General features: G+C 71.2%; 13 protein-coding genes. 7 read left to right on the forward strand and 6 right to left on the reverse strand.

Annotated elements, in window-relative coordinates:
* The first annotated feature begins 66 nt into the window (after positions 1-66).
* The 6 genes from DOO78_RS15475 (at position 67) to DOO78_RS15500 (ending at position 8,357) form a co-directional block, all read left to right on the forward strand.
* A complete protein-coding gene (locus DOO78_RS15475; RefSeq protein ID WP_111470763.1) occupies positions 67-1,206 on the forward strand; it encodes an acyl-CoA dehydrogenase family protein in 1,140 nt (379 codons plus the stop codon).
* A gap of 2 nt (positions 1,207-1,208) precedes the next feature.
* Entirely contained in the window at positions 1,209-2,204 is a 996-nt protein-coding gene (locus tag DOO78_RS15480) for an acyl-CoA dehydrogenase family protein (RefSeq protein ID WP_111470764.1), read from the forward strand.
* Between the two features lie 29 nt (positions 2,205-2,233).
* Complete coding sequence (locus DOO78_RS15485; RefSeq protein WP_111470765.1) at positions 2,234-3,034, forward strand: crotonase/enoyl-CoA hydratase family protein; 801 nt, start codon at positions 2,234-2,236, stop codon at positions 3,032-3,034.
* A gap of 388 nt (positions 3,035-3,422) precedes the next feature.
* Complete coding sequence (locus DOO78_RS15490) at positions 3,423-6,584, forward strand: CheR family methyltransferase (RefSeq protein ID WP_111470766.1); 3,162 nt, start codon at positions 3,423-3,425, stop codon at positions 6,582-6,584.
* Between the two features lie 112 nt (positions 6,585-6,696).
* Positions 6,697-7,866, forward strand: a complete 1,170-nt coding sequence (locus tag DOO78_RS15495; RefSeq protein ID WP_111470767.1) for a pyridoxal phosphate-dependent aminotransferase — start codon at positions 6,697-6,699, stop codon at positions 7,864-7,866.
* 86 nt (positions 7,867-7,952) lie between these two features.
* Complete coding sequence (locus DOO78_RS15500; RefSeq protein WP_111470768.1) at positions 7,953-8,357, forward strand: four-helix bundle copper-binding protein; 405 nt, start codon at positions 7,953-7,955, stop codon at positions 8,355-8,357.
* A 51-nt stretch (positions 8,358-8,408) separates the two neighbouring features.
* On the opposite strand, the gene DOO78_RS15505 is transcribed toward DOO78_RS15500, so the two are convergent.
* From DOO78_RS15505 to DOO78_RS15515, 3 genes are all read right to left on the reverse strand, one after another.
* Entirely contained in the window at positions 8,409-9,161 is a 753-nt protein-coding gene (locus tag DOO78_RS15505) for an SDR family oxidoreductase (protein WP_111470769.1), read from the reverse strand.
* An 82-nt stretch (positions 9,162-9,243) separates the two neighbouring features.
* Entirely contained in the window at positions 9,244-10,287 is a 1,044-nt protein-coding gene (locus tag DOO78_RS15510) for a C-terminal binding protein (protein ID WP_111470770.1), read from the reverse strand.
* A 15-nt stretch (positions 10,288-10,302) separates the two neighbouring features.
* Entirely contained in the window at positions 10,303-11,475 is a 1,173-nt protein-coding gene (locus DOO78_RS15515) for a mandelate racemase/muconate lactonizing enzyme family protein (protein WP_165838916.1), read from the reverse strand.
* A 233-nt stretch (positions 11,476-11,708) separates the two neighbouring features.
* Between DOO78_RS15515 and DOO78_RS15520 the strand changes: the two genes are divergently transcribed.
* Entirely contained in the window at positions 11,709-12,470 is a 762-nt protein-coding gene (locus DOO78_RS15520) for an SDR family oxidoreductase (RefSeq protein WP_111470772.1), read from the forward strand.
* Between the two features lie 23 nt (positions 12,471-12,493).
* On the opposite strand, the gene DOO78_RS15525 is transcribed toward DOO78_RS15520, so the two are convergent.
* Genes DOO78_RS15525 through DOO78_RS15535 form a run of 3 tightly spaced genes read right to left on the reverse strand, consistent with a single transcriptional unit; the run spans position 12,494 to position 15,727 of the window.
* Entirely contained in the window at positions 12,494-13,402 is a 909-nt protein-coding gene (locus DOO78_RS15525; protein ID WP_111470773.1) for a carbohydrate ABC transporter permease, read from the reverse strand.
* On the reverse strand, positions 13,395-14,351 hold the full coding sequence (locus DOO78_RS15530) for a carbohydrate ABC transporter permease (RefSeq protein ID WP_111470774.1): 957 nt from the start codon (positions 14,349-14,351) through the stop codon (positions 13,395-13,397). Before DOO78_RS15530 ends, DOO78_RS15525 begins: the two co-directional genes overlap by 8 nt.
* 53 nt (positions 14,352-14,404) lie before the next feature.
* On the reverse strand, positions 14,405-15,727 hold the full coding sequence (locus DOO78_RS15535) for an ABC transporter substrate-binding protein (RefSeq protein ID WP_111470775.1): 1,323 nt from the start codon (positions 15,725-15,727) through the stop codon (positions 14,405-14,407).
* Between the last annotated feature and the right edge of the window lie 31 nt (positions 15,728-15,758).

The following is a 15,758-nucleotide window of genomic DNA, read 5'->3' on the forward strand; positions in this document are numbered from 1 at the left end:
AGGGGGGGGTGGCGCGGCGCGGCGGAATGGGCGAGGAAGGGGGCCGATAAGCCGGAGGGGACGCGAATGGCGGGCTTGCGCTTCGAGTTGCGGGACATCCCGCCGGAGGCGGAGGCGTTGCGCGCCGAGCTGCGCGGCTTCCTCGCCGAGGCCGGGCGCGCCTTCTCGCCGCGGGTGCGCGCCTATTCCTGGATGGGCTTCGACCGCGACTTCTCGCGCGAGGTCGGCCGGCGCGGCTGGATCGGCATGACGTGGCCCAAGGCCTATGGCGGCGGCGAGCGCACGGCGCTCGAGCGCTACGTGGTGCTGGAGGAGATGCTGGCCGTTGGCGCCCCGGTCGGCGCGCATTGGATCGGCGACCGGCAATCCGGCCCGCTCATCCTCCGCCTCGGCACCGAGGAGCAGCGGCGGGAATTCCTGCCGCGCATCGTCGCCGGCGAGCTGGCCTTCGCCATCGGCCTCTCCGAGCCCGACAGCGGCTCCGACCTCGCCAGCCTGCGCACGCGCGCCGAGAAGGTGCCGGGCGGCTGGAAGATCAACGGCCGCAAGGTCTGGACCACCAACGCGCACAAATGCGACTTCATGATCGCCCTGCTGCGCACCGCGCCGGCGCCGGACCCAAGGCAGAAGCATCAGGGGCTGAGCCAGTTCCTGGTCGATTGCCGCAGCTCCGGCATCACCATCCGGCCGATCCTCGACCTGCTGGGCGAGGAGGGGTTCAACGAGATCACCTTCGACGACGTCTTCGTCCCCGACAGCCTGCTGGTCGGCAAGGAGGGGAATGGCTGGGAGCAGGCGACGGCCGAGCTCGCCTTCGAGCGCGCCGGGCCGGAGCGCTACCTCTCCTCGCTGCCGCTGCTGACCGCGGCGCTGGATGACCTGCGGGCCGAGCCGGCGGCGCCCGAGGCGGTGGGTCGGCTGCTGGCGCGGGCCGGGACGCTGCGGCAGATGTCGCTCGCCGTCGCCGGCATGCTGCAGGACGGCAAGACGCCGGCGCGCGAGGCGGCGCTGGTGAAGGATGCCGGCAACGACTACGAGCAGGCGCTGCCCGAGACGCTGCGCGATCTGATGCAGCCCGGCCGCACGCCGGAGGAGGTGCTGGAGATGCAGCGCCTCATGACCATGGTCGCCCGCAGCTACTCGCTCCGCGGCGGCACCCGCGAGATCCTGCGCGGCATCATCGCCCGCCAGCTGGGGCTGCGCTGATCATGAGCGAGACCGACGACCTCCGCGCCATCCTGCTCGACCAGGTGGAGCGGCTGCTGGCCGACAAGGCCGGCCCCGACACGCTGCGCGCCAACGAGCGCGGCGACTGGCCCGCGGCGCTCTGGGCCGAGGCCGAGGCGCTCGGCCTGCCGACGGCGCTGGCGCCGGAGGAGAAGGGCGGCGCCGGGCTCGGCTGGGGCGATGCTGCGGCGCTCTGGCACGTGCTGGGGCGGCATGGCGCGCCCATCCCGCTCGGCGAGAGCATGGTCGCCGCCGCGCTGCTGGCGGCCGGCGGCATCGCGCCGCGCCCGGGCCTGCTCGGCCTCGCCGTCGCCGGCGCGCCCGTGCCCTGGGGCCGGCGTGCCGCGGCGGTGGTGATGGTCTCGGGCGGCGCGGTGCTGCTGCAGCCGGGGCCGGCGACGCGCCAGGGTCTGGCGCCAATCAGCCGCGAGCCGGCCGACCGCGCCGCGCCCGGCGTGCCGGCCGAGGAGGGGCGGCTGCCCGAGGCCTTCGGCCCGGAGGCGGACCTGCTCGCCGGGGCGCTGCTGAACGCGGCGCGGATCGCCGGGGCGCTGGAGGCGGTGCTCGACATGACGGTCGACTACGCCACCACCCGCACGCAATTCGGCCGGCCGATCGGCGGCTTCCAGGCGGTGCAGCAGCTCCTGGCGCGCGCCGCCGGCGAGGTGGCGGCGGTCGCCGTCGCCGCCTCCCATGCCGGCCGCGCCGCGGACCGGCACGGCCTCGCCGGGGCGGGTTTCGAGATCGCCTCGGCCAAGGTGGTGGCGGGCGAGGCGGCCGGCACCGTCGCCGCCATCGCGCACCAGGTGCATGCCGCCATCGGCTTCACCGACGAGCACGCGCTGCACCTCTACACCCGCCGGCTCTGGGACTGGCGCGACGGCTGCGGCGCGGAGCGGGTCTGGGCCCGGCGGCTCGGCCAGGCGGCGCTCGAACGCGGCGGCGCGGCGCTCTGGCCCGACCTCACCGCGCGCTGAACCCGATCCCACAGGCGGAACCACCAGGCATGTCCGACTACGTCACCTACGACGAGAGCGACCACGTCGTCACCCTCACCCTGAACGCGCCGGAGAAGCGCAACGCCATCTCCACCTTCGCCGATTGCGACGCGGTGGTGGAGGCGGTGCGGCGGGTGAACCGCGACCGCGGCGTGCGCGCCGTCATCCTCACCGGCGCCGGCACCGCCTTCTGCGCCGGCGGCGACCTGAAGGCGATGCGCGACCGCAAGGGCATCATCGAGGGCAGCCATGCCGATCTGCGGGAGAATTACCGCCGCGGCGTGCAGGCCATGGCGAATGCCCTCTACGAGTGCGACGCGCCCACCATCGCCGCGGTGAACGGCCCGGCCATCGGCCTCGGCCTCGACGTCGCCTGCATGTGCGACATCCGCATCGCCTCCGAGAAGGCGCGCTTCGCCGAGAGCTTCATCAAGGTCGGCATCGTCCCCGGCGATGGCGGCGCCTGGCTGCTGCCGCGCGTGGTCGGCATGTCCATGGCCTGCGAACTCAGCTTCACCGGCGACCAGATCGACGCCGCGACGGCGAAGGAGATCCGCCTCGTCTCCCGCGTCGTGCCGCACGACGAGCTGCTGCCGGCGGCCCGCGCGCTGGCCGCGCGCATCGCCGCCAACCCGCCCGAGATGGTGCGGATGACCAAGCGGCTGCTGCGCGAGGGCCAGCACATGCGGCTGTCCAGCCTGCTGGAGATCTCGGCCGCCTACCAGGCCCTGGCGCACAGCACCGAGGACCACAAGGAGGCGGTCTCGGCCATGCTGGAGAAGCGGGAGCCGCGCTTCACCGGGCGCTGAGGCGCCGCCCCCGTCGCCGGCCCCCGGCGGCGGGGCGGGGCGGACAGTCGGCCGGCGCCCCGCGGCATCGCGGCGGCCGTCAACCGCAGGGCCAGGTTCCGCCCGGGCCGTTCAATGAATCCGCGCCGGCCTGTGGCAAATCGCCATCGCCGCGTGGAAAATCCCGATCATCGGCTATCCTCTCCTCCTCTCCGGGCGTTCGTGGCCGACGAAGCCCCGGAATGGCAGAGGCGCGACGTCACATGCGACGAGGATTCCCCATGGCCCACCTCGCGCGCCGGAGACGTCAGGCCGGGCCGCCGCATCGCCATCCTGCCGCGGGACGGGCCCCGGCGCCGCACCGCCCGGGCGCCGGCCGCGCCCGGCTGCCGCGCCGGAGCCCGGCCTGATGCCGCCGCAGCCCTTCCCGATCGTCGGGGTCGGCGCCTCCGCGGGGGGGATCGAGGCGATGGAGGGCTTCTTCCGCGGCCTGCCGGCCCGGCCCGGCCTCGCCATCGTCGTGATCACGCATCTCAGCCCGGAGCGCGAGAGCCTCCTGCCCGAGGTCCTGGCCCGCTACACCGAGCTGCCCGTCCAGGTCGTGGTCGATGACCAGCAGGTCGAGCCGGACCAGGTCTATGTGCTGTCGGCCGATGCCGTCCTCGGCATCGAGGGCGGCCGCCTGCAGGTCACCCGGCCCAACACCGGCCGGCGCGAGCGGAAGCCGATCGACATCTTCTTCAGCGCCCTCGCCGCCGACCAGGGCGAGCACGCCGCCGGCGTGGTGCTCTCGGGCGGCGACGGCGACGGCACGCTCGGCGTCAAGGCGATCAAGGAGCGCGGCGGCCTGACCCTGGCGCAGGTCGCGGACGGCCATGGCCCCGCGCATCCGGACATGCCGGACAGCGCCATCGCCTCCGGCCTGATCGACTTCGCCCTGCCGGTCGAGGAGATGGGCGCCCGGCTCGTCGACTTCGCCCGCGGCCTGCACCTGCTCGACGGGATCGCCGCGGGTGCGGAGGGCGACCCCTCGGCCGAGGCGGCGGCGCTGGAAGGGGCGCGGCAGGAGATCTGCAACATCCTGCGCGATCAGATCGGCCACGACTTCGCCGGCTACAAGCCGAAGACCTTCCTGCGCCGGGTGCAGCGGCGCATGCAGGTGCGGCAGTTCACCTCCATGGAGGGCTATCTCGACCTGCTGCGGCAGAACCCGCAGGAGGTCAGCGCCCTGTTCCGCGACCTGCTGATCAGCGTCACCAATTTCTTCCGCGACGCCGATGCCTTCGAGGCGCTGGCCGAGACGGTGATCCCGCGGCTGTTCGAGGGGCGCGCCGTCGGCGACGCGGTGCGCATCTGGGTGCCGGGCTGCGCCACCGGCGAGGAGGTCTACTCGCTCGCCATCCTGCTGCGCGAGCAGATGGACCGCCTCGCCACGGCGCCGCGGGTGCAGATCTTCGCCACCGACATCGACGAGCGCGCGCTCGGCGTCGCCCGCGCGGCGCGCTATCCCGAATCGCTGCTCGAAGGCGTCTCGGCGGAGCGGCGCGAGCGCTTCTTCGTCCCGGACGGCGGCAGCCACATCGTGGCCAAGGAGGTGCGCGACCTCTGCGTCTTCTCGCCGCACAGCGTGCTGCGGGACCCGCCCTTCTCCCGCATCGACCTGGTCTCCTGCCGCAACCTGCTGATCTATTTCGGGGCCACGGCGCAGAACCAGGTCATCCCGATCTTCCACTACGCGCTGCGGCCGGGCGGCTACCTGTTCCTCGGCACCTCGGAGAACATCAGCGGCTTCGGCGACCTCTTCACGCCGCTGGAGAAGAAGCATCGCATCTTCCTGCGGCGCGGGGATGCGCCGCAATCCATCCGCCTGCCCATGGCGCTCAGCACGCTGCGGCCGGGGCATGTGGCGGGGACGACGCCGCCCCGGCTGGCGGGCAACGGCATGCTGCTGCGCCAGGCCGTGGAAACCCAGGTGCTGGAGCGGTTCGCGCCGCCCTTCGTGGTGGTGAACCGCGACGGCGACATCGCCTACTACTCGGCCCGCACCGGCAAGTACCTGGAGGCGGCGGCCGGGACGCCGACGCGCCAGATCCTGACCCTGGCCCGCAGGGGCCTGCGCCTCGACCTGCGGACGACGCTGCGGGAGGCCTTCGAGACCGGCCGCACCGTCACCCGCGACGGCATCGCGGTGGAGGAGGATGACGGCCGGGTCCAGCTCATCACGCTGACGGTGGAGCCGCTGCGCGACCGCGACGAGCCGCTGTTCCTCGTGCTCTTCGCCGATGAGGGGCCGCCGCTCGGCCGCGAGGAGGCGCTGGCCCGCAGCCAGGCGGCGCAGGACGGCGCGGCGCTGCGGCTGGAGGCCGAGCTGCGGGAGACCCGCGAGCGACTGCAATCGCTGATCGAGGAATACGAGACGGCGCTGGAGGAGGTGAAGGCCTCGAACGAGGAGCTGGTCTCGCTGAACGAGGAGCTGCAATCCACCAACGAGGAGATGGAGGCCTCGAAGGAGGAGCTGCAATCGGTCAACGAGGAGCTGCAGACCGTCAATCTCGAGCTGAACAGCAAGGTCGAGGCGCTGGACCGGGCGCATGACGACCTGAAGAACCTGTTCGAGAGCACCGACGTCGCCACCATCTTCCTCGACCGGAGCCTGCAGATCCGCAGCTTCACCCCGGCGGCGACGCGGATCTTCAACCTGCTGCCGACCGATCGCGGGCGGCCGATCACCGACCTGTCGAGCCGCTTCACCCTGCCCGAGCTCGACCGCAACATCGCCGCGGTGCTCGAGAGCGGCGAGCCCTTCGAGCGGCAGCTCGACCACGAGGAGGCGCGGGCGCATTACCTGGCGCGGCTGGCGCCCTACCGGAACGGGGATGGCCGGGTGCAGGGCGTGGTGCTGACCTTCCTCGACGTCACCGGCGTCACCCGGGCCGAGGCGCGGCAGCGGGTGCTGATCGCCGAGCTGCAGCACCGCACGCGCAACCTGCTGAACGTGGTGCAGGCCATCATCCTGCAGACGCTGGGCAAGGAGGGCACGCCGAAGCTGCTGGTGGAGCGGCTGGGCGCCATCGGGCGCGTGCAGAGCCTGATCAGCCAGTCCCGGGGCGAGGAGGTCGATCTCGCCGAGGTGGTGCGCCTCGAGCTGCGCGCCTATGCCGCGGGGCAGGATGGCCGGGTCAGCGTATCCGGCCCCTCCGTCTCCCTCGGCTATGAGCGGGTGCAGATCCTGGCGCTGGCCCTGCACGAGCTGACCACCAATGCGGTGAAGCACGGCGCGCTGAAGGAGGCGGCCGGGCGTCTGCAGATCCGCTGGGCGGTGGAGCGGCGCGGCGACGGCGAGGCGGTGCTGGTGCTCGACTGGCGGGAGAGCGGCGTCGCCATGCCGCCCGACACCTCCCGCCGCGGCTATGGGCGGGAGCTGATCGAGCGGGCGCTCCGCTACACCATGCGGGCGAAGGCCTCGCTCGATCTCGGCCGGGATGGCGTGGTCTGCCGGATCGAGATGCCCCTGCCGCCGCGGCCGGAGCTGCCGGACCGGCTCTCGGATGCGGTGGCCAGGCCCGCCTGAGCGGCGCCCCGGAGACGCCCTGGGGACGGGAGGCCTTCCGGGGGCTGCCATTGGAGGCTGCCGTGGGGGGCTGCCGCTTGCCGCTCCGCCGCCGCCGCGTTAGCCAGCCGGCATGACCCGCTTCCCCGCCGAGGCGCGCCCCGCCGTGGCCGCGCTCGAAAGCTCCAAGATCCGCGACGTCTACAACGACGGCGCCGGCATCGCCGACCTGATCCCGCTCTGGGTGGGGGAGCCGGACATCCCGACGCCCGACTTCATCGCGCGCGCCGCGGCGGCGTCGCTTGCCGCCGGGGAGACCTTCTACTCCCACAACCTCGGCATCGAGCCGCTGCGCGAGGCCATCGCCCGCTACCTGCAGCGCAACGGCCGCCCGGTGGCGATGGACCGCATCGCCGCCACCAGCGCCGGGGTGAACGCCATCATGCTGGCCTGCCAGTCGGTGCTCGACCCGGGCGACCGGGTGGTGACGCTGGCGCCGCACTGGCCGAATATCGGCGCCATCCCGCTGATCCTCTCGGCGCCGGTGGAGACGGTGCCGCTCGAGCTCTCGCAGGGGCTGTGGCGGGTCGATCTCGACCGGCTGCTCGCCGCCATCACGCCGGAGACGCGGCTCGCCCTGCTGAACTCGCCGGGCAACCCGACCGGCTTCGCCTTCACCGCCGAGGAGCAGCGGGCGGTGCTCGACCATTGCCGCCGCACCGGCACCTGGATCCTCGCCGACGAGGTCTATGAGCGGCTGTACTACGATGGCCCGGCGGCGCCCTCCTTCCTCGAGATCGCCACCCCCGAGGACCGGGTCATCGGCGTCAACAGCTTCTCCAAATCCTGGGCGATGACCGGCTGGCGGCTCGGCTGGCTGGTGGTGCCGCCGGCGCTGCTGCCGGGGCTGGCGAAGGTGGTGGAGTACAACACCTCCTGCGCCCCGGTCTTCGTGCAGCGCGCCGGCATCGCCGCGCTCGAGGGCGGGGATGACTTCATCGCCGGGAACGCCGCGCTGTTCCGCCGGCTGCGCGACCGCACGGCGGCGGCGCTGGCGACGGTGCCGGGGATCACCGCGCCGGTCGCCTCGGGCGGCATGTACAGCTTCTTCCGGGTCGAGGGGCTGACCGACAGCCTGGCCGAGGCGAAGCGGATGAGCCGCGGCGCCCGGGTCGGCCTCGCCCCCGGCTCGGCCTTCGGCCCGGGCGGGGAGGGGCATTTCCGCCTCTGCTTCGCGCAGCAGGAGGCGACGCTGGCGCGGGCGCTGGAGCGGGTGACCGACTGGTTCTCCCGCCCGCGCTGAGGCTGGCGGCGCCGGGCCCGCCCGGCGACGGCCGCGGAGCCTGTGGCGCCCCTCCGCGTTGGCAGGGGCAGTCCAGGAGATGGCCGATGACCCAGCACCTGCCGGCGATGCTGCAAAGCCAGCCGCATCACCCCTCCGCGCAACCGGTGATCGAGCGCTGCATCGCCAGCTGCCTCGATTGCGCCGCGGTCTGCACGAGCTGCGCCGATGCCTGCCTGTCCGAGACGAATGTCGCCGAGATGGTCGCCTGCATCCGTCTCGACCTCGACTGCGCCGATCTCTGCGGCGCGACGGCGCGGAGCGTCGGGCGGCTGACCAAGCCGAACAAGGCGAGCATGGCGGCCACCTTGCAGGCCTGCATCGCCGCCTGCGAGGCCTGCGCCGCCGAATGCGGCCGGCATGCCGGCATGCATGCGCATTGCCGGATCTGCGCCGAGTCCTGCCGCGCCTGCGCCGCCGCCTGCCAGGCGCTGCTCGACGTGATGCCCTGAGGCTTGGTGCCCCGAGGCTTGATACCCTGGTAGGGGGGCGGCGCCGTGGGATCAGCCGCGGGCGATCCAGGGCATCTTGGCGGCGGCGATGGTGACGAACTGGATGTTCGCATCCAGCGGCAGGTTGGCCATCATCAGGATGGTGCTGCCGACATGCGCCACGTCGAAGACCGGCTCCACCTTCATCTCGCCATTCGCCTGCTTCACGCCCTTCTGCATGCGGGCGGTCATCGGCGTGCCGGCATTGCCGATGTCGATCTGGCCGGAGACGATGTCGAAGGGCCGGCCATCCAGCGCCAGCACCTTGGTCAGGCCGGTGATGGCATGCTTGGTGGAGGTGTAGGCGACGCTGTCCGGCCGCGGCACATGCGCCGAGATCGAGCCGTTGTTGACGATGCGGCCGCCCTGGGGAGACTGATTCTTCATCAGGCGGAAGGCGGCCTGGGCGCAGAGGAAGGAGCCGGTGAGGTTGACCTGCACCACCCGCGCCCAGTCCTCATAGGCCAGGTCCTCGATCGGCCCGGCCGGGACGTTGCCGCCGGCATTGTTGAACAGGAAGTCGAGCCGGCCCCATTCCGCCTTGATGCGGTCGAAGAGGGCGTTCACCGCCTTCGGGTCGCCGACATCGGTGGGGATGGCGAGCGCGCGCGACGCCGCCTCGCCGGCGAGGCCGATGGTCTCCTCCAGCGCATCCTTGCGGCGCCCGGCGAGCGCGACCGACCAGCCGCCGCCGAGCAGGGCGAGGGCGGCGGCGCGGCCGACGCCGGAGCCGGCGCCGGTGACGACGGCATGTTTCGTGGACATCGGGGGTCTCTCCTGGACCGGGTGGGCGCCGGGGCGCCAAGGATAGGACGCGGCGCCGGGGCCGCGCCAGGGTCGGCGGCCGCTAGCTGTTCGGCCCGCGGCCCATGCCGACCGGCTGCCAGCGCCGCAGCTTGGTGGTCTGCAGCACCGAGGGGTTGACGCAGCTCATCGGCCATTTGTCCTGGAGCACGAGGGCCAGCTCATGCCCGACGCGCCGCTTGCGCGCCTCGTCGAAGCGGGCCGAGGCGCTGGCGACATGCGCGGTGAGGGTGACGTTCTCCATGCGCAGCAGCGGGTTGTTGTGGCTCGGCGGCTCGGTCTCCAGCACGTCGAGCGCGGCATGCGCGATCCAGCCCTCCTGCAGCGCCTTGATCAGCGCGCTCTCGTCCACGGTCGGGCCGCGTCCGGTGTTGACGAAGATGGCGGAGGGCTTCATGGCGCGGAAATGCTGCTCCTTCAGCATGTGGTGCACCTCGGGCCGCGCCGGGGCGTGCATGCTGAGGAAGTCGGACTGCGCCAGCACCTCGGAGAGCGTCGCCGGCTGCACGCCGTATTCCGCGATCTGCAGCTCCTCGATGAAGGGGTCGTAGGCCATCATGCGCAGCCCGAAGGGGGCGGCGCGGCGGGCGACGGCGCGGGCGACGCGGCCGAAGGAGATGAAGCCGAGGGTCTGGCCCATCAGGCGCGGGATCTGCAGCAGCGCCGGGCGGCCCTCCTTCCAGCGGCCCTCGCGCACCATGCGGTCCTGCTCGATCAGCCGGCGGAAGCCGGCGAGCAGCAGCATCATGGCATGGTCCGCCACCTCCTCGATGAAGGTGTCGGGCACGTTGGTGACCGGGATGCCGCGCGCCGTCGCCGCCTTCACGTCGACGCTGTCGACGCCGACGGAGCCGAGGGCGATGATGCGGCACTTCGTCAGGCTGTCGATGATCTCCCTGGTGATCGGGATGCCCTTGGCGTAGATCGCATCCGCCTCGCGCGCCGCAGCGATGAAGCCGGCGGTGTCGGTCGGCGCCTCGACGATCTCGGCATCGATCTCCGCCAGCGCCTCGCTCTCCAGCGCATAGCCGCCGCCGGCGACGGTGAAGCTGGCGCCTGCGGGGGTGACGATCCTGAACCTGGCCATGCGGCTGTCCTCTCCTTAACGCACCGGCCGCGCGCGGATCGCGGCCTCGTTGACCTCGACACCCCAGCCCGGCCCCTCCGACAGGACCAGCGCGCCATCCTCGATCCGCGGCGCGGCGGTGAACTCGTCGCGCCAGGCGACGCTGTCGATATCGATCTCCATCACCCGGAAATTCGGGATGCAGGCGGAGAAGGTGGCGCTGATGGCGGTGCAGAGATTGCCGTAGAAATTGTGCGGCGCGCAGTTGACCTCGTAGACGTCGCAGAAGGAGGCGATCTTCATGCTCTCGCCGAGCCCGTTCCAGATGACGTCGACAATGCCGACATCCATCGCGTACTGTTCGAGGAAGGGGCGGAACTCCCGCCGTCCGTGCAGCGTCTCGCAGGAGGCGACGGGGCAGGGCGCCATGCGCTTGATCGTGGCGAGCGCCGCCGGGTCGTGGCTGTCGATCTCGAGCCAGGTGAGGTCATAGGGCGCCACCGCCTCGGCGACGCGCTGGAAGCCCTCGGTGCGGAAATGGAAATTGGTGTCGAGATGGATGCCCATCTCCGGCCCCACCGCGTCGCGGATGCTGCGCAGATGCGCCCGCAGCTCGGCGAGCAGCCGGTTGTCCCAGTTCAGCTCCGGCCAGCCGGCATGCCGGCCGAAGCCGGGCGCGTACTGGAACAGCGCGCCATCCGGCCCGGGGATCAGGATGTTGGTCTTGAGGGCGCGGAAGCCGCGCTCCTTCACCTCGGCCGCGTGGCGGGCGACATCGGCGCGGCTGCGGATGGCCGGCACGCCCATATGCGCCGCGTTGCGCACCCGGTAGCTGGCGAAATGCGACCAGTAGACCGGGATCCGCGTGCGGATCGGCCCGCCGAAGAGGGCGGCGACGGAGAGGCCGCGCGCCCGCGCCGCGATGTCGAGCAGCGCATTCTCGATGGCGGCGATCGCCTGCTGGTTCAGCCCGCCGCGGGATTGCCGCGTCATCACCTGCAGCCAGGCCGTCACCTCCTCCCAGCGTGTCGGGTCGCGGCCGATGACCAGCGGCGCCAGGCTCTCGATGACGGCGGAGAGGCCGGCGGAGCCGAAGCTCTCGCTGTATTCCGACCAGCCGACGAGCCCGTCATCGGTCGTGACCTTGAGGAAGGAGAAGATCCGCCAGCCGGCATCGGCGCGCAGGGTCTCCAGCCGGGCGATCTTCATCGCGCTCTCCGTTCCTCTCCCAAGCATCCTGGACCATGATCCGCCCGCACGGGTTCGCGGATCATGGTCCAGGCCAGTGTTTGATCGCGTGATTCACGCCTTCGGCGTTTCCACCTCAGGCGATCACGCTCTGGCAGCGCCACGCCGCGCCGTGCCGGATCGAACCATGTCGGCCGCCTATCCACAAGCCGCCCCGGCGGGGGTAGCGTCGCGGCATCGTGGAGGAGGATGCGATGGGCAGGCTGGATGGCAGGATCGCCTGGGTGACGGGCGCGGGGAGCGGCATCGGCGAGGCGGTGGCGGAGCGCTTCGGCGCCGAGGGCGCGGTGGTGGTGCTCACCGGCCGCCGGCAGGACCGGCTGGCGGCGGTGGCGGAGCGGATCCGCGGCCAGGGCGGCACGGCGCATGTGCAGCCGGCCGACCTGATGCGGGCGGCCGAGGTGCAGCGCGTGGCGGACTGGATCGGCGCGACGCTCGGGCGGCTCGACGTGCTGGTGAGCAATGCCGGGCTGAACGTGGTGGAGCGGGACTGGACGCGGCTGAGCCCGGAGGGGATCGATCAGCTCATCCAGGGCAACCTCAGCTCGGCCTTCTACGTGGCGCGCGCGGTGCTGCCGATCATGCGGGCGCAGGGCGGGGGCGTGATGATCCACACCGCCAGCATGGCCGGGCGCAATGTCGGGGTGATGAGCGGCGCCGGCTACAACGCCGCCAAGCACGGCGTGGTGGCGATGAGCCACAGCCTCAACATGGAGGAATGCGTCAACAACATCCGCAGCACCGCCTTCTGCCCCGGCGAGGTGAACACCGAGATCCTGAAGAAGCGGCCGAACCCGCTGAGCCAGGAGGAGCTCGACCGCATGCTGCAGCCGGAGCAATGCGCCGACCTCATCCTCTACGTCGCCACCCTGCCGGAGGGCGTGACGATGAACGAGGTCTGGCTGACGCCCACCTGGAACCGCGGCTACGTCTCCGGGCTCCAGCGCAAGCTGTAGGCGAGCGGGGGTTCGGGCCCCCGCTATTCCTTCACCGCGCCGGTGAGGGAGGAGACGTAGTAGTCCACGAAGAAGGAATAGAAGATGGCGACCGGCAGCGAGCCGAGCAGGCTGCCGGCCATCAGCGCCCCCCATTGGTAGACGTCGCCCGAGACCAGCTCGGTCAGGATGGCGACCGGCACCGTCTTGCTCTCGCTGCTCTGGATGAAGGCGAGGGCGTAGATGAACTCGTTCCAGGACAGGGTGAAGCTGAAGATGCCCGCCGAGATCAGCCCCGGCACGGCGAGCGGCAGGGTGATCTGCGTCAGGATCTGCAGCCGCGTCGCGCCGTCGATCAGCGCGCATTCCTCGAGCTCGTAGGGGATCGACTTGAAGTAGCCGATCAGCAGCCAGGTGCAGAAGGGCACGAGGAAGGTGGGGTAGGTGAGGATCAGCGCGAAGGGCGTGTCGAACAGCCCGAGGCGGAACACCATCGTCGCCAGCGGGATGAACAGGATGGAGGGCGGCACGAGATAGGCCAGGTAGATGGCCAGGCCGACATACTGGCTGCCGCGGAAGCGCAGCCGCTGGATGGCATAGGCGGCGAGCACGCTGGCGAAGAGCGAAAGCGCGGTGGAGGCGATCGCCACCAGCATCGTCGTCCACAGCCAGCGCGGATAGCTGGTGTTGAACAGCAGGTGGCGGATGTGGTCCAGCGTCGGGCTGGCGATCCAGAAGGGGTTGTAGGTCTTGTAGTCGTAGAGCTCGGCATTCGGCTTGAAGGCCGTCACCGCCATCCAATAGAAGGGGAAGAGCAGGATGATGACGAAGCAGGCGAGCGGGACATAGAGCGTCACCACGCGGCGCGCCTTGCTGTCCCAGGTCATCAGCTCCGGGGCGAGGGCGGCGCGCGCCTCCGGCCCGTCCGCGGTCGCGGTGCTGGCCTCAGTCATTGCCCTCTCCCTGCTGCCACTTGCGCCGCGCCATGCCGAAATAGGTGAAGAGCGTGGCGAAGATCAGGAACGGGATCATCGAGACCGCGATCGCCGCGCCCTCCGCCAGCTGCCCGCCCGGGATGCCCCGCTGGAAGGCGAGGGTCGCCATCAGATGCGTCGAGTTCACCGGCCCGCCGCGGGTGATGGCGTAGACGAGCTGGAAGTCGGTGAAGGTGAAGATGATCGAGAAGGTCATGACGATCGCCAGGATCGGCATGAGCAGCGGCACCGTGATCTGGGTGAAGCGCTGCCAGGGCGTCGCGCCGTCGAGCAGCGCCGCCTCGTAGAGGCTGGGCGAAATGGTCTGCAGCCCGGCGAGCAGGCAGATGGCGACGAAGGGGATGCCGCGCCAGACATTGGCCGCGATCAGCGACCAGCGCGCCGGCCAGGTGGAGCCGAGGAAGTCGATATAGGTGTTCCGCAGGTGCAGCACGTCGACGAGGATATAGGAGACGATGCTGAACTGCGGGTCGTAGATCCACCAGAAGGCGATGGCCGAGAGCACCGTCGGCGTGATCCAGGGCAGCAGCACGATGGCGCGCAGCAGGCTCTTGAAGGGCAGGTGGTTGTTCAGCAGCAGGGCGAGCCAGAGGCCGAGGGCGAATTTCCCGACCGTCGCCACCGCCGTGTAGAAGACGCTGTAGAAGACCGCCGTCCAGAAGACCGGGTCCTCCGCCAGATACTCGAAATTCTCGAGCCCGACCCAGGCGCCGCCGCGGCCGATCATGGTATCGGTGAAGGCGAGCCAGATGCCGAGCCCGAGCGGGTAGGTGAGGAAGACCAGCAGCAGCCCGGTGGCGGGCAGCATGCAGCAGAAGACCAGGACGGGCTTCCAGTCGAAGAACCGGGCCAGCCAGCCCGGTTCCTGCCTTACGTTCTTCCAGGCCGTGCTTGCCGCCACGGACATGGCGCCCTCCTCCCTGCCTCATCCGCCGCCGGTTGGCCCGGCGGCGCCCTGCCTCAGCCGCGGTAGTAGCGCTTCGCCCGGCGCTCGGCCTCGCGCGCCGCGGCCTCGGGCGTCTGCTGGCCGGCGGCGACCGCGGCGCACATCTGCACCATGACGTATTCCGCCGTGGAGGACGCGGCCGCCTGGTTGATCGGCCCCTTCCACCCGTTCCAGTAGCGGTTGTTCATGCTGTCGCGGAAGCCGGTGATCTTGGGGTCGGATTCCCAGACCGGGCTCTTGTCGTAGGCGTTCAGCGGATGCGCCCAGTAGCCGAGGCATTTCTGCAGCCAGGGGTCGTACTGCTCGCGCTCCATCATGAAGGCGAGATAGGATTTGGCGGCGTTCGGGTAGCGGCTGTGCTTGAACAGCATGGCGTTGATGGTCAGCGCCGATTGCGGCGGCGAGGGGGCCAGCCCCTTCGGCAGCGGCGCGTGGTTGGTGTCGGCCGCGATCGCCGCCGTCGCCGGGTCGTTCTTCAGCGAGAAGTAGAGCGAGACGCCATTCGCCGTCAGGAAGCATTCCTGCGCCGAATAGGCGCGGTTGTTCGAGACGTCGCTCCAGGAGAGCGTGCCGGGCACGAAGGTCTTCTGCAGCTCGGCGGCGTATTTCAGCGCCTCGATCGTCTGCTTGCTGTTGATCGCGACCTTGCCGTCCTCGTCGACCAGGAAGCCGCCATGCGACCAGACCAGCCAGTTGGCGTAGCCGTTGCCGTCGCCGACCGCGTTGCCGAGGGTGAAGCCGGCCGGCTTGCCCGCCGCCTTCAGCTTGCGGCAGAGATCGAGATACTTGTCGTGCTCGGTCGGGATGGCGTCGTAGCCGGCCGCCTTCACCGCGCTCTCGCGGTAGACGATCGGGCCGGCGGTGCCGCCGAAGGGGATGCCGATCCAATTGTTGCTGCCGTTCTTCTTGCCGAATTTCTCGCCGAGGAATTTCCAGCCGCCATAGCGCTTGCCGAGATACTCGGCGACGTCGGAGAGCTCCACCAGCTTGTCGACGAAGATGTGCGGGTCCTCGGCCCAGCCGAGCACCACGTCCGGCCCGCTGCCGGTATTGGCGGTGACCGCGGTCTGGGCGCGGATATCCTCCCAGCCGACGAAGTCGACGCGCACCTGCACGCCGGTCTGCTGCTGGAAGCGCTGGGTGTTCTCGCGGAAGATCACCTCGTCCGGCTCGACGAAGCGGGCCGGCCGCAGGATGCGCAGCGAGGCGCCGCTCTCGATCGGCAGCTTCAGCGTGGCGTCGGCTACCGGGATCTGCGCTGCCGATTCGCGCGCCATCGCCGCGGCCAGGGCGCCGGCGCCGAGCCCAAGGGCAGTGCGCCGCCTGATGATGTGCATCCCGTCCCGTTCTCCCGTTCTTATGGGTCGT

The sequence above is a fragment of the Roseicella frigidaeris genome (assembly GCF_003258945.1).
GTDB classification, from domain to species: Bacteria; Pseudomonadota; Alphaproteobacteria; order Acetobacterales; family Acetobacteraceae; genus Paracraurococcus; species Paracraurococcus frigidaeris.

What these genes read in the sequence shown, in the direction of transcription:
- DOO78_RS15475 (WP_111470763.1), top strand. Translation starts at nt 67, where the DNA reads ATGGCGGGCTTGCGCTTCGAGTTGCGGGACATCCCGCCGGAGGCGGAG.
- DOO78_RS15480 (WP_111470764.1), top strand. Translation starts at nt 1,209, where the DNA reads ATGAGCGAGACCGACGACCTCCGCGCCATCCTGCTCGACCAGGTGGAG.
- DOO78_RS15485 (WP_111470765.1), top strand. Translation starts at nt 2,234, where the DNA reads ATGTCCGACTACGTCACCTACGACGAGAGCGACCACGTCGTCACCCTC.
- DOO78_RS15490 (WP_111470766.1), top strand. Translation starts at nt 3,423, where the DNA reads ATGCCGCCGCAGCCCTTCCCGATCGTCGGGGTCGGCGCCTCCGCGGGG.
- DOO78_RS15495 (WP_111470767.1), top strand. Translation starts at nt 6,697, where the DNA reads ATGACCCGCTTCCCCGCCGAGGCGCGCCCCGCCGTGGCCGCGCTCGAA.
- DOO78_RS15500 (WP_111470768.1), top strand. Translation starts at nt 7,953, where the DNA reads ATGACCCAGCACCTGCCGGCGATGCTGCAAAGCCAGCCGCATCACCCC.
- DOO78_RS15505 (WP_111470769.1), bottom strand. Translation starts at nt 9,161, where the DNA reads ATGTCCACGAAACATGCCGTCGTCACCGGCGCCGGCTCCGGCGTCGGC.
- DOO78_RS15510 (WP_111470770.1), bottom strand. Translation starts at nt 10,287, where the DNA reads ATGGCCAGGTTCAGGATCGTCACCCCCGCAGGCGCCAGCTTCACCGTC.
- DOO78_RS15515 (WP_165838916.1), bottom strand. Translation starts at nt 11,475, where the DNA reads ATGAAGATCGCCCGGCTGGAGACCCTGCGCGCCGATGCCGGCTGGCGG.
- DOO78_RS15520 (WP_111470772.1), top strand. Translation starts at nt 11,709, where the DNA reads ATGGGCAGGCTGGATGGCAGGATCGCCTGGGTGACGGGCGCGGGGAGC.
- DOO78_RS15525 (WP_111470773.1), bottom strand. Translation starts at nt 13,402, where the DNA reads ATGACTGAGGCCAGCACCGCGACCGCGGACGGGCCGGAGGCGCGCGCC.
- DOO78_RS15530 (WP_111470774.1), bottom strand. Translation starts at nt 14,351, where the DNA reads ATGTCCGTGGCGGCAAGCACGGCCTGGAAGAACGTAAGGCAGGAACCG.
- DOO78_RS15535 (WP_111470775.1), bottom strand. Translation starts at nt 15,727, where the DNA reads ATGCACATCATCAGGCGGCGCACTGCCCTTGGGCTCGGCGCCGGCGCC.